The organism is uncultured Gardnerella sp., from assembly GCF_947280595.1.
In the GTDB taxonomy this organism is placed as follows: domain Bacteria; phylum Actinomycetota; class Actinomycetes; order Actinomycetales; family Bifidobacteriaceae; genus Bifidobacterium; species Bifidobacterium vaginale_A.
On record NZ_CAMYOS010000022.1, the window covers coordinates 1 to 12,542 of the forward strand.

13 protein-coding genes are annotated in these 12,542 nt (G+C 37.8%); 3 read left to right on the forward strand and 10 right to left on the reverse strand.

Annotated features, from left to right (window positions below):
- From sstT to Q0X59_RS05695, 4 genes are all read right to left on the reverse strand, one after another.
- The coding region (gene sstT, locus Q0X59_RS05680) for a serine/threonine transporter SstT (protein WP_297643781.1) at positions 1 to 1,206 on the reverse strand (1,206 nt) is incomplete at its 3' end.
- Between the two features lie 219 nt (positions 1,207 to 1,425).
- Complete coding sequence (locus Q0X59_RS05685) at positions 1,426 to 2,727, reverse strand: MFS transporter (protein WP_297643783.1); 1,302 nt, start codon at positions 2,725 to 2,727, stop codon at positions 1,426 to 1,428.
- 387 nt (positions 2,728 to 3,114) lie between these two features.
- Positions 3,115 to 4,074: a hypothetical protein gene (locus tag Q0X59_RS05690; protein WP_297643785.1), complete on the reverse strand. Its 960-nt coding sequence runs from the start codon at positions 4,072 to 4,074 to the stop codon at positions 3,115 to 3,117.
- Between the two features lie 10 nt (positions 4,075 to 4,084).
- Positions 4,085 to 4,591, reverse strand: a complete 507-nt coding sequence (locus Q0X59_RS05695; protein WP_297643787.1) for a GNAT family N-acetyltransferase — start codon at positions 4,589 to 4,591, stop codon at positions 4,085 to 4,087.
- A gap of 361 nt (positions 4,592 to 4,952) precedes the next feature.
- Between Q0X59_RS05695 and Q0X59_RS05700 the strand changes: the two genes are divergently transcribed.
- Positions 4,953 to 5,249, forward strand: a complete 297-nt coding sequence (locus tag Q0X59_RS05700) for a type II toxin-antitoxin system RelB/DinJ family antitoxin (RefSeq protein WP_297643789.1) — start codon at positions 4,953 to 4,955, stop codon at positions 5,247 to 5,249.
- 128 nt (positions 5,250 to 5,377) lie between these two features.
- Here Q0X59_RS05700 and Q0X59_RS05705 read toward each other — a convergent pair whose 3' ends face one another.
- Positions 5,378 to 6,571, reverse strand: coding sequence for a hypothetical protein (locus Q0X59_RS05705; RefSeq protein ID WP_297643791.1), 1,194 nt, complete (start codon positions 6,569 to 6,571; stop codon positions 5,378 to 5,380).
- A 191-nt stretch (positions 6,572 to 6,762) separates the two neighbouring features.
- On the opposite strand from Q0X59_RS05705, the gene Q0X59_RS05710 reads away from it, so the two are divergent.
- Both Q0X59_RS05710 and Q0X59_RS05715 read left to right on the forward strand, forming a co-directional pair.
- The gene (locus tag Q0X59_RS05710) at positions 6,763 to 6,966 is read left to right on the forward strand and encodes a helix-turn-helix transcriptional regulator (RefSeq protein ID WP_004134772.1); all 204 of its coding nucleotides are present in this window, start codon (positions 6,763 to 6,765) and stop codon (positions 6,964 to 6,966) included.
- On the forward strand, positions 6,963 to 7,364 hold the full coding sequence (locus tag Q0X59_RS05715; RefSeq protein ID WP_004574613.1) for a hypothetical protein: 402 nt from the start codon (positions 6,963 to 6,965) through the stop codon (positions 7,362 to 7,364). Before Q0X59_RS05710 ends, Q0X59_RS05715 begins: the two co-directional genes overlap by 4 nt.
- Positions 7,365 to 7,387: 23 nt before the next feature.
- Here the strand turns inward: Q0X59_RS05715 and Q0X59_RS05720 are convergent, their stop codons facing one another.
- The 5 genes from Q0X59_RS05720 to Q0X59_RS05740 form a co-directional block, all read right to left on the reverse strand.
- Complete coding sequence (locus Q0X59_RS05720) at positions 7,388 to 8,032, reverse strand: helix-turn-helix transcriptional regulator (RefSeq protein ID WP_297643797.1); 645 nt, start codon at positions 8,030 to 8,032, stop codon at positions 7,388 to 7,390.
- 1,005 nt (positions 8,033 to 9,037) lie between these two features.
- On the reverse strand, positions 9,038 to 9,523 hold the full coding sequence (locus tag Q0X59_RS05725) for an NUDIX domain-containing protein (RefSeq protein WP_297643799.1): 486 nt from the start codon (positions 9,521 to 9,523) through the stop codon (positions 9,038 to 9,040).
- 371 nt (positions 9,524 to 9,894) lie between these two features.
- Positions 9,895 to 10,881, reverse strand: a complete 987-nt coding sequence (locus Q0X59_RS05730; RefSeq protein WP_297643801.1) for a helix-turn-helix transcriptional regulator — start codon at positions 10,879 to 10,881, stop codon at positions 9,895 to 9,897.
- A gap of 36 nt (positions 10,882 to 10,917) precedes the next feature.
- Positions 10,918 to 11,040 carry a hypothetical protein gene (locus Q0X59_RS05735; RefSeq protein WP_297643803.1) on the reverse strand — a complete coding sequence of 41 codons (123 nt, stop codon included), beginning with the start codon at positions 11,038 to 11,040 and terminating at the stop codon, positions 10,918 to 10,920.
- 331 nt (positions 11,041 to 11,371) lie between these two features.
- Positions 11,372 to 11,947 carry a hypothetical protein gene (locus Q0X59_RS05740; protein WP_297643805.1) on the reverse strand — a complete coding sequence of 192 codons (576 nt, stop codon included), beginning with the start codon at positions 11,945 to 11,947 and terminating at the stop codon, positions 11,372 to 11,374.
- Between the last annotated feature and the right edge of the window lie 595 nt (positions 11,948 to 12,542).

Consider the following 12,542-nt stretch of genomic DNA (forward strand, 5'->3'; position numbering starts at 1 on the left):
ACCTGCACGCTGCCACATGCGATATTCGCCAACCGCAGTAAAGAGAACATCCGTGGAAGAGTTGAGTGCAGTTTCGCAAGAATCCTGAATCACGCCAATAATAAGACCAATAGCAACTACTTGCATAGCGATATCGTTTGAAATACCAAACGACGAGCACGCAAGAGGTATAAGCAAAAGCGAACCACCTGCTACACCAGATGCACCTGCAGCAGAAACTGCAGAAAGCACGGAAAGAATCACAGCCGTTGGAATATCAACGTAAATACCGAGCGTATGCGCTGCACACAAAGCCATAATAGAAATCGTTATAGCAGCACCGCTCATATTAATAGTGGAGCCAAGCGATATAGAAACTGAGTAATTATCTTTGTTAAAACCAAGTTTTTCGCACAAATTCATGTTTACAGGAATGTTCGCAGCGGAAGAACGCATAAAGAACGCTGTAACGCCCGAATCGCGCAAAGTCCTAAAAATAAGAGGATATGGATTCTTGCCAGTAAGAACGAAAACCAAAATAGGATTAATAACCAAAGCAACAACAGCCATAGTGCACACTAACAAAGCAATAACAGAACCATACTCGCTAAAAATACGAAGACCATTACTTGCGACCGTTGTATAAACGAGGCCCATAATACCGAAAGGCGCTGCGTTAATAATCCAGTGAACGATTTTTCCAATAGCAGATGAAACGTTATCAAAGAATGCTTTTGTAGAAGGTTCAGCCAAGCGAAGAGCCACACCGAATGCAATTGCCCAGAAGAGAATACCAATAAAGTTACCCTTAGCTAGAGCATCTACAGGATTAACCACTATATTTAGCACAAGGGAATTAAGAACTTCACCAATTCCTTGAGGCGACGGCGAAGATGCTGCTTCAACATGCGCAAATGTGAAATCAACAGGGAAAATCATAGCCGCACATACTGCTACGAGGCTTGCAGTAAACGTAGACAGCGCGTACAACACGATTACGAGCTTCATGTTGCCAACACTTTTCGCTTTTGCAAGCGCGCCAATCACCAAGCAAAATACCAAAATAGGCGCAACGGATTTAAGTGCGCTCACAAACAGCTTTCCAATAAGGTCTAGCACATAAACGTGGGCTGGCACAAAAATGCCAAGTGCAGCACCGAGAAAAAGACCTATAACAATACGCAAAATAAGGTCAATGCTATTCCACTTTTGAATAATCTTGTGCATGAGAGTCTCCTGTATTGTGGTTTGTGCAGTATATTTTATACTCTTTTATTTGTATTCATACTCGCAAGATTTTTGTTTTTATTTTTTACAGATTATACACATACATGCATATATATGCAAATCGTTGGATGTCAGCAAATCTTAGCAAAAGACGACAGGACTCAAAAGTAGTTTTGCACAAAATCACAACTTGGGTTACCACATAGCGACGAAATTAATCTAATCCGTAACGTAGCTCGTGTTTGGCAGCTGCGGCAAAACAACAAGTAATCCTGCTGTGAAAATCAGCGCGAGTATAGGCAAAAGCTGCCATTGGAACGTAGACGAGAATGCAAATCCAATCCAAGAACCAGTTGTAGCACCAATCGCAAACGCGAGGCGCGCCCAACCAGAAAACTTAGCGAGAGTACTTCCCTTAAACAGAATCTGACGCGCAACAATAATCGGCTCCACTAGCAACATTCCGCCAATTGCTTCAAGTAAGAATGCAAAGCACATCATTGGCAAAAGATTAATAAACATAAGGCAATAAGCAAGCAAGCTCACAGCAATACCTAAAATCGCAACTTTTCTTAAACCGAGTTTTTGAGACGAATGCGCATACAAAACGGACGCAAATACGCTTCCTACACCAGTGAAAATATACAATATCGTCAAAGAGTTAGAACCATATTGCTTACCAAAACCGAGCAGGATATAGGAAACAGAGCATGCAGGAATAAAAGCAACCAAAAGAGATCCGGCAAGAAGCATGATTTTACTCTTGAGTAATGGATTCGCGGATTGCTTAGCTGTAGATTTGTTAGTCACATCATTTGCTTGCGATTCTTGCGATACTTCTCCTTCTTCACTAATCGCTTGCGATTCATTCTCTACATCTTGCGACGCTCCCTCTACTTCGTTAGATGCTTGCGCAATGTCTTGCTTCATAATAAATCGCGTAGCGCAAGCCGCAAAAGAAGTCACGGACGAGAAAATCAAAACCGCAGGAATCGACCAGCTTGCAATCCACGAACCAAGCGGAGAGCCAAGCAGCGTTCCTGTAATACTCGCCAAAACGCTCACAATGCCACTGTAGTTTACAATCATGCCGTCATCGCCGCCTGCAGCATCAACCTCAAAAACTTCGCTAGCAATATCAATCACTTGACCAGTAATCAACAACGCACAAGAAAGAGCTACAAGCGACCACTTCCACGCAGGAGAACCAAGCATAAGAAGCGGTAGCAAACTGAGTACGCCTTCTACGCCTTCGGTCATAGCAAGAGCGCGAAAACCGCCAAGCTTATCAACAATCCAACCAGAGCATGGCGAAAGAAAATCGGCAACCGTCATAAAAGTCTTACGAAAACCAATCACCCAAGCCGGCAAGCCAACAATAATAATAGAAGGCAAAACCGAGCCTTCATACGCCTGATTGCCAAGCATAGAAAAACAGAAGCCAACCAAAGCCCATCGCAATGCTGGACTAATAGATCTCATGCGAATAAAAATATTATCTTTGCTAAAAATCGTCTTCACAGCAACCAGCTCTCCCCTAAAACTCTTTCAAAATAATGCAAACTTGCATGAATACTTACATGCAAACCTACATAACTACTCACATGATTACTTGCAAATTGCTATCCAACTTAAATAATTCACTACAAACTACACAAATCCAATAGCTTATTTAACAAATTTAATAACACAATACTCTCGTTTAAAAAAAAAGCAAAAATTGCATTATATCTTAGCGTATATCACATTGTTATATATGTTTTGGTGCATTTAATCACATAATTATACGTATTTTAGTGTTTTTTATCACATAATTATACGCATTGAGCAACGCTCAGCATAAAAACAACACTCTCGACGCACGCAGGACCCTTTGCTCAAAAGAGAAGAAAACAGTCTCACAAAATATTATGCTGCTACTGCGGTTCTTCTCCGTGGGCGCCACTTGATAACGAGAACAATATTGGTAAGTACAATGCCAACAACTACGCTTACACATACTAAGCTCGGTGTAAGCAGCCAAGCGAGAACACCAAAGATCAGCAGTCGAAGCAGTACAACAACAACTAAGAAAGGCCAACTTTTTGTTAGGCATTTCTGTTGATCAGCCTTCAATGCACCCATCAGAACCATAACCGCAGCCGCCACGCAAGAAAATAGCATATTGCCCAAGAATATGACGAGTAGCGTGCTCCAGCCAGCGATAGTACAAAGCATCCACCATTGCAGCATCAATGCAAGCAAAAATGTGACAACAGCATATACTGCTTCCATCAGCATATTCGCAACGATTAACGAGGAAAATGTTAAAGACACGCCTCTAGGAGTGCCTGTTTTACCTTCGCTCACATGCTGTAATGCAATCATGTTTCTCGCCTCGGCGCGCTTTACGCGCTCTTCTTCAAGCATTTGAACGCCAAGCTCAACCGATTTCTTTGAAGCTTCCTGTAATTGCGCATCCGTCATCCCGCGCTGCCAAGGCTTTTCAAAAACAAACAGCAACACACTAGTAATCGCTGCACCAATAATAATGCTTAGCAGCGTGATATCGGAAACAAGCAATAAAGCAATACCAGAAGTCACCAGAAGCCTTAACGCAAAATCGATGATTCCTATGAGTAAATCACCAGATCCGTCATCTGGTCTGCGATGCCTATCCCACTGCAGATACGCTGCACTTAGCAGCGAAAACACCACAACACTCAACGCGAGTATGACCACAGTTTCCCAACCTAGTACGCGGTGCCCTACGAACTGCTGTACAAGCAACGCAATAATAAGCGTGCAAACGCCAGCAACAGTTTCTGTAATCACATGACCCCAAAAAGCATGCTTGAAAAGCACTGGCCTTACATTCGTCTCACTCATCATCTTTCCTCTATATATTAATCCAATACCTTCTTGTTGTAACGTTTCCTCTTGATAAGCTATTTTTCACTTTGTTCTCCAAAATTCCACCATTATTTTCTATAACTCGTATGGATCCGATATTGTCATCATCGCATGTAATCAAAATTTTATGTAGATTCAAAGTCTCTTTACAATATGTAAGTGCCATAGAAAGCATTTTTGTTCCATAGCCCTTCATACATTCAGATTGCCTAACTTCGTACCCTATGTGACCACCATAGTTAATTAAAAAAGAATTTAATTCATGCCTAATATTAATTTCACCAATAAATTTTTCATTATCTATCAGCCAAAACGTAGTAGCTTTAACATAATTTTCAGGCAAATTTATACCATGTTCATAGTTATAAGAACTCTCTATAATTGTCTCAGGGTTTATAAAACGTCTTTCTGCATTCGGCCTAAAAATTTCATCTTCTTCATTTGCTTCTATATAACCTTGGATATATTTACTATCTGGTCTAATTAATTTCATAAGTTCCCCTTATTCTTAATATGCAATTCTAATAAGAATACAATTCTATTAAAATTAGAATCCATAATAGTCTGTTTAGCTTTAATAGTATTACTATTAAAAAAAAAACCACACATACAAGCCTTATTAAAGAAAAAATTTTTAATTTTTTCAAGTGCATACTATGGATATTGGGCGCACTTTTTAACGATAGGAAGGGCTATCGTTAAAAGGTTTAAGATTGGCTTAATAGCTTGATTTTGAATCCGAAGATACAACAATGTGAAGTCATAATCTGAATAGTGATTAAACTTTTGCTTTCATCTGCTTGCGTATGCTTGCAAACATTTTGTAAAATAAGGTCAGAAAGGACGCGAGCACAATGACAAACACAAACGCTGTATATGCAAGAATCGATACAAATCTTAAAGAAAACGCTGAAAACATATTGAACCAGCTTGGAATAACACCATCTTCAGCAATACAAATGCTTTACAGCCAAATCGTTTTACAAAAAGGCATGCCATTTGAACTCCGCTTGCCAGTTAATACGCCTACTGCTTTAGGCAGCTTAACAAGAGCCGAGTTGGATAAAGAATTACAAAAAGGCATCGACTCTATTTCAACTGGCAAACAATATAGTGCAGATGAAGTCATTGTTAACGACCCAAATAACTAATGCGCGATTTGGGTTAAAAAGTAACGAATGAAATAGCGTAATTTCGAACGTTATAAAACACACCCACCTAATCAGCCTTTGACATCAACGCGTTAAACGTTTTCTTACAACATGAAACAATATATGACTTACAACAAATATATTTTTTCTTTATCAACACATATTTGCGAAGTACGATTGTAAATTTGAGTTATATTCTCCATTTTTTCCACAAACACTTTTGTTTCCGGATCACGCAAAACAGCAAACTCCTTTACTGCTTTTGCCCCCATTGCATTAGCATTTTCATATAATCCGTTTCCTTTATCTTGTAAAAACTCATCAACAGAACCATCTTTAACTAAAGGAATACCACCAATTAGCTTACCAACAGCCGCACCAGCAGTACCCATAGCTTTCACAACGTTGACTTCCACTTCCGAATTACCAAGTTTTTCTAAATATAAAGAACTTTTTTCAAATTTCTCACGGTAGTCATCAGACAATTTCTTTATCTCATTTTCTGCATTACTAATGTACTCTTCCGAAAAATTACCACTTAACATTATTTCCATCAAAGATGATAGAGAGAAAATATACAACGACAATCTGTAATACTTAAACTTTTTCCCTAAATCAGACAACGTCGAATTTACGTTACTTTTATACACAATAAACTTCTTTAACAGAAGAATATCAGTAATCTTTTTCTGATAAGCAATAATGTTCTTTCTAGCACGATTCTTAATATCGATAACAAGCTTATGATTATTCGTAACAGAAATTTCATTATCCCAACTGCACTTATAAGTAGAAGCAATCCCCATCAATGACTCAACATCTGCCTCAATTTGTGACTCATTCTCAACTTCCATAAAGGTAAGTATCTTTTCCTGAGTCTCTTTAATCTTTTTCATATCTTTTTCAATAGAATAAATAGCCACAGCCATCATTAAAAGAGCAGGATTAAACGCAGATACTGTTTTCATAGAACCTTGCAAAGAATCCATCTTTGAAATCTGCATCATTCTAGAACCACCGTCAGCTTTTCTTAAAGATCCCCATAGATTCCCATTTTTTGCGTATTTTAGAGTATCACCTGCAGCTTTATTAGCAATCTTATAAAGACCATCCGTAGGAATGGTTATTGTTTGAGTAACTGTATTACATGCAGGAATTAATGACGATAAACCAGATCCAAAATTCAATAATTCAGATACTGGAACACTTAATACTTTATTGTTGTTATTGTTAAAATCTTTAACATCCACAAGAAGTTTTTCAGTAAAATCTACTAACGCATTTTCACTGTTACTTACCGAAAGCTCACTACTGTTACCCATAAGAACAATACTATCTGAAATAGTATCTGAAAGAAAATTATACTTCTATTTTTCTTACTCTCTTGAATACTATGAAACTTTGCAAACAACATTATCGAAATTAAATCCAATGGAAAGCAAACTTGACATTTACTTTCAAAACAATTATCTTATATGTAAAGCTAGCTTTCCATTAGAAAGGAGAATGTAATGTGAAAAATAGACTTGAACAAATTAGAAAAGAAAAAGGCATAACCCAGGAAGAACTTGCTGACGCACTCGAAGTATCAAGACAAACAGTCGGTTCTCTGGAAAATGGAAGATACAACCCGTCAATCATATTGGCATACAAAATTGCTAAGTACTTTGATTTAACAATCGAAGAAATATTTATCTACGAGGAGGATAAAAAATGAAAAAACAGAAAACCCAGAATTTTTGGTACATAGGTTATGTAATAGGTATTTGCGGATTAATTCTTGCACTGACTCTTAAACTGAATGAATCCGTCGAAATTGTATTGTCAGTTGTTTTTGTTGCGATTATCTCACTTTCACACGTAAAAATCATGCACTATAAGATGATGAAAAAAGACCACACATACAAAATAAATATGAACGATGAAAGAAACGAGAAAATCAAAGATAAAGTAAATGCAACAATGGCATTCATACTAATGCACCTAATGGGAATAATTGCCATAATTGCATTTATCACAAAAGCATATTTACCAGCTACTCTTTTAGCTATTTCAGTCGCCTTCTCTCCATTAATCATGTTTTTTATCAACAAATATTATGAGAAAAAATATTAAAACCAGACCCACCCTCCCATTTACTACTTATTACGAAGAAAACCAACTTTCATAAATTCTTTATCTCCAATACGGAACTTTTTACTATTAAACGCCACTCCCATAATTCTGCTAATAATATACTCATCAGTTATAAGCACGAAATACTGCTTATCTTTTTTATCCACCAAATAATACTGATCAGCCCCAAGAGTGGAAACAGCTTTACTGAAATCATATATGCCAAACAATGGCAATCCTCCAAGGAGAGTAGAAAACCATCCAACAAAATTATCCACCATTTTCTCAGATGAACTGTTATAAGTCTTAACAACAGTTAGCATATTGATTTCTGAGTCAGGATATTCATCTAGGACAATCTGCTCTTTAATTTTCGACTTCTTAAAACCGCTCAACCTACCGTCGAAACCATATTTATTGAGATTAATAGGCTTCTTAGTAATAGAAAAATCAACGCTATTGTTCTCATCCAAAAGATAATCAACACTCACGTTTAAAGCAGATGCAATAAATTTCAGATTCTCGATATCTGGCAAACCCCGATTCGTTTCCCATTTTGCTACAGCAGCACGAGATACCATCAATAATTCCGAAAGCTCCTCCTGCGTCAACCCAGCTTCCAGACGAGCCTTTCTAATTTTTTCTCCCAAAGATATAACACTACTCATAACACAACTCCTTTCAAATCACTTATTACACATCATGAAATTACTTGACGGAAACCAAATTAGTATTGAAACATTTGATTTAGATACCGTCTAATTACAAACTAACAAATAATTTACAACGGAAAAAGAAACAAGGTGAAACACTATAGTTACCAACTGTAACAGCATGAGAAATCAAATAATGTAGGGAACTTTTTTACGATTTTTACACTAATTTGTTCCCTAAAACATAAGCAACTAGAGCACACAAACACTCGACAGCAGAATAGCAAAATCACATCTAGAATCTCGAGAAGTAAGCTTAAATCCACCGCACGCTAAACCTTTTAACATTTAGTCCTACAACCACATTTCTAAACAAAGCCAATCGTCGCACTAATATCCCGCCAAACATCGGAACAAAATCCAGACAATCGTCGGAATGAAAACCCGCCAATTCGCAAGGAAAACAATGAAACATCGCACTTACGCTTTCAAATTAAACCTTTTAACGATAACTCTCGCAAACCCCTGCTATACAAAGGCAAATTTGCACCCACCTATTAAGCCCTTGACATCAATACGACAGTCTCGCATGTTTCAAGACTACCCTGATGATAACCCTCCATCACGAAGCTGATCTTAACGCTCGTCGCATGACGGAAGATGGCAATGGGGTTGGAACGTGCGTATCTGTGGCAGTGTAAAGGGACTACGGTAATCAATCCAAAAACATAAGTGTTTCAAGTATCAAGGTTTGAGACTCCGCTTTAGCCTTCTGATTTTCTTCTTCCTCTCCACCGAATTCAATGATCATTACTCCGGCATCAACGCGTATTCTGCGCCTTTCGAGACTCAGATAAGCGTAATTGTATCATGATCTATGTTTTCATAATCTATGTAAGAGAGTACATCTTCGAACTGCTCTAATTGTATCCTGGCTAATATTTTCGGCTGATTGTTCTGCCCGAACATAAACAGAAATAATGTTTATGTAACGATCTCTTGCCATAATAGCGGGATTCATTAATATCTTTCATCTGAAATTATATGCTCTATTCCACTATGCTCCGATTTAAGATATTCTTTCATAAATGTCGGGTAAGCCTTGCACTTATCAAGCTCATCTATAGGTAACCAATGCATTGTCTCTTTAGCACCTGCCTCTGTAGTACTATGGCTCGTAAAATCTCTTTTGCCCATGGGCTTCATCAAGTAATAGAGTGTAAGCTCATGGAAGTCTACTCCATCTAAGCCGGAGCTGCCGATGAAGAAGTGCTCGTGTATGACGGCAAGGTGATCTACTTCATAATTAAGACCTGTCTCTTCAAATACTTCTCTCTTAACGGCTTCTTCTGATGTCTCGCCCATGTGAACCGCTCCGCCAACTGAGTAGAAATAGTCGTCCTCATCATTTCTTGCAAATAGCACACAACCTTCTTCGACTATGATGGCTGCTGCTCTATATCTAAATGCTTTTTTATCGTTAATAAATCCGCAATTATATTCCATAGTTTACTCCTTTAGAAAATCTGGTAAATATTTGTGTATAATCCCTTCTTGCGAAAAATTCATTGTGTCCATCGATAAAACATATTTAGGATAATTATCCTTAACCAATCAATAAACGCCAAATTCCCTACTACGAGCATCTTCGCTAGCCATCAAATAAGCAACTTGATAACTTGGAGGAATAAGTCTTATCGAGAACAGAAGTAGGCTGGGTGTGGCTGTCTAAAAAATGTCCGCACCCCGACGGTAAAGCCTATATGCACGACATTTTAATCATACTTTCACTCCTTGGGGGTAATATAAGCGCAAGCATACCATATTTCGTCCGGATAACACCTGTTATTCGCCACAAAATCGACGCTGGAAGTCACTTATTTCTTTCCGAGCCTCCACACTTTGAGCACTACTTCTATTACTCCGTAAGTCAATGCGGCCAACGGCCAAACAATCCAACTTTTTCCCCAATCGGACGTGATGAAACTGTAGGCTAAATAAATGAAGATAATTATAAGCCAGTAAGCTTGTAGCAATAACCTAATCTTTGCAGGATAGACAATCTTTTTCTTCGGTTGCAGCAAACGGTAATAGGACGAGCGGATAATATTCGCCTGTACGAATAAATAAACAGCTGCTGCCACCAGGGTAATAGCGGTAACTACAAAAAAGCCGGATGAAAGTTGATAAAATTTCGGCACTGCATCCGAAATTATAAGAAAAATAAAGGCAACCATACATAAAACGACACCGCTGACCGTCCGCAGCACATACGACGGCATGAACCTCTCCAAGCGTTCTTTGAGCACACTGTCAACACCGTAAGCTGTTTCAAAGTCCTCTTTTTCCAAATATTGATAACGCTTTCCGTGGAAACTCTGAATAATAAAAATAGCTACAGCTACGGTAATAATCGCAACACTGAATGCTAAGCACATAGTTTTACCGACTTGCGCATTTACTGTAGGAGAAAGCAAAAGATCACTGCCAACCAACGGGATTGCCGCCAGAATACAAAGAAGAACGCCTAGAGCAACATAGGCGGCAAATGATATTCTGTGAGCAATATAAGCGGAGGCTTCTTCCAGCTCAATTACCCGCATGCGAACGCCGGCTTCTTCCTGGCAGGCATTTTCATCTGCGTTGACGTTCTTCCCCATAACATCAATTTCATCTTTTACCAGAAGATCTGTACTAACACCAAACAAACGGCTCAATGCAATTATCCGCTCCATATCCGGGATACTTTGTGCGCCTTCCCATTTGGAAACAGATTGGCGACTGACGCCCAATTTGTCCGCCAATTCCTCCTGCGACCAACCGTTTTGTTTACGCAGTTCCAATATTTTATCTGCTAAAATCATAAAAACATCTCCATTTCAAACTCGAATTCATCATGATCATGGTGAAATTATATCTGAAACAGCAGTTGCGCAGTAGCAAGTGCGATTGACAATTGCCGTTGAAAGCGCAATTTCTGCCGACAAATGAGCGCAACCGACCGCCAATTCGTTTTCTTTCATTTTTGCACCGCGCTTTCCAATCATCCTCACGAACGCAAGCAAACGCATCCGTCACAGCCTGCAAATCTTCGCCCTCAATACTCAACAAGCAACTTCTTAAACTCAGAGACCTTATTTTCTGGAATAACCAACAAGCCTTTACCGTGAGAAATCAAATAATGTAGGGAACTTTTTTACAATTTTTACACCGATTTGTTCCCCAAAACATAAGAAACTAGAGCACACAAACACTCGGCAGCAAAATAGCCTTAATGCTCATTGCAGAATGGAAGTTAATATTGGGAATATTGTAGGAGTATAGGCATCCAAGACAATTGTAAACAGAGAATTGTTAATTCTTTTGTTCAATAATTTTATCGGTAAATGCCTTTAAAAATTCTCTAGAATTACTCCAGCCTACGCCATTGTTTAATCCCGAGAAATCAAAACCAGATATTTTATCTAAAGCTTTACTACAAACCCATTCATACATTCCAGCCTGTTTGCTTTTATATATTATTAGGAACAATGGTTTCATTGCTTTTTTACCTAATAATATGACACTAATATATTGTTTAGAATATACTACATCGTTATACCATTGTCCTGTCAGCCAATAGAATTTGTCTTTGCGCCCCTTTTCATAAATTTCGTCGCATAGATTTTGTAATTGTTTAGCCACATACGTGAGAACCTTTTTATCTATGTTTTTTATAAGCAAAGTTTCATCAACACCATTTTTACTTACCTCTTTCCAGTCAACATTTTCATTATTTTCTGAGTGCCTTTCATTTCTTGCAGACTTTTGATTTTCTGTTTTTTGCTCTCTATTATTATCGCTAAAACTATTCTGATTCGTACAACCTGAAATAAGTGATATAAGGCAAACTACAATAGTCAAAAAAGCATAATGCTTGATATTCTTCATTTACGCCTCCTCTACAACTTAATCTTTACCTAATTGCAGCTACGATTCTCATGTTCAATCTTCACTCTGTTATTCAATATCATCTGCCCAATATTCATTCATCTCGTAGTACAAATCATCTTTGAGTTTAATAAAACTGACGGGATGTAAATTATGGACGAAGAATGCAGATACGCAGCCTACAAAATAACTATAGCTAAAAATCATCCGATAATCTACAGGATTTTATTTCCATACATAAACAAATGTGTGGCAAAATGAGTACACGCTTTAACAATAGAAGCGAGATATCGCAAAAAGGTTTAAGATTGGCTTAATAGCTTGATTTTTGAGCATAAAAACAACCTAGAGCCCCCCCCCTAAGACAAAGTATTAGTATAGTTGATGCAATTTTTTTACCATATATGAGACCATCGAATTGCTGTGTTTATTAACAAAGAATATTTTACGTTAATTAGATAAATAAATACATAAATTACAATTGAACTAGTATAGAAACATTCTATTTTTCATATAACATAGTAAAAGTAGTGAATAAATTACGAGGAGGTAATTTGTGAAGAAAAGATATATGTTGAGAAATATTTTTAAAACC

Bases quoted from the DNA above. Each gene is read 5' to 3' on its own strand.
- Q0X59_RS05715 (WP_004574613.1), top strand. From the start codon at position 6,963: ATGAAAAAACAGAAAACCCAGAATTTTTGGTACATAGGTTATGTAATA.
- Q0X59_RS05690 (WP_297643785.1), bottom strand. From the start codon at position 4,074: ATGAGTGAGACGAATGTAAGGCCAGTGCTTTTCAAGCATGCTTTTTGG.
- Q0X59_RS05720 (WP_297643797.1), bottom strand. From the start codon at position 8,032: ATGAGTAGTGTTATATCTTTGGGAGAAAAAATTAGAAAGGCTCGTCTG.
- Q0X59_RS05695 (WP_297643787.1), bottom strand. From the start codon at position 4,591: ATGAAATTAATTAGACCAGATAGTAAATATATCCAAGGTTATATAGAA.
- Q0X59_RS05730 (WP_297643801.1), bottom strand. From the start codon at position 10,881: ATGATTTTAGCAGATAAAATATTGGAACTGCGTAAACAAAACGGTTGG.
- Q0X59_RS05705 (WP_297643791.1), bottom strand. From the start codon at position 6,571: ATGGGTAACAGTAGTGAGCTTTCGGTAAGTAACAGTGAAAATGCGTTA.
- Q0X59_RS05735 (WP_297643803.1), bottom strand. From the start codon at position 11,040: ATGAAAGAAAACGAATTGGCGGTCGGTTGCGCTCATTTGTCGGCAGAA.
- Q0X59_RS05725 (WP_297643799.1), bottom strand. From the start codon at position 9,523: ATGGAATATAATTGCGGATTTATTAACGATAAAAAAGCATTTAGATAT.
- Q0X59_RS05700 (WP_297643789.1), top strand. From the start codon at position 4,953: ATGACAAACACAAACGCTGTATATGCAAGAATCGATACAAATCTTAAA.
- Q0X59_RS05740 (WP_297643805.1), bottom strand. From the start codon at position 11,947: ATGAAGAATATCAAGCATTATGCTTTTTTGACTATTGTAGTTTGCCTT.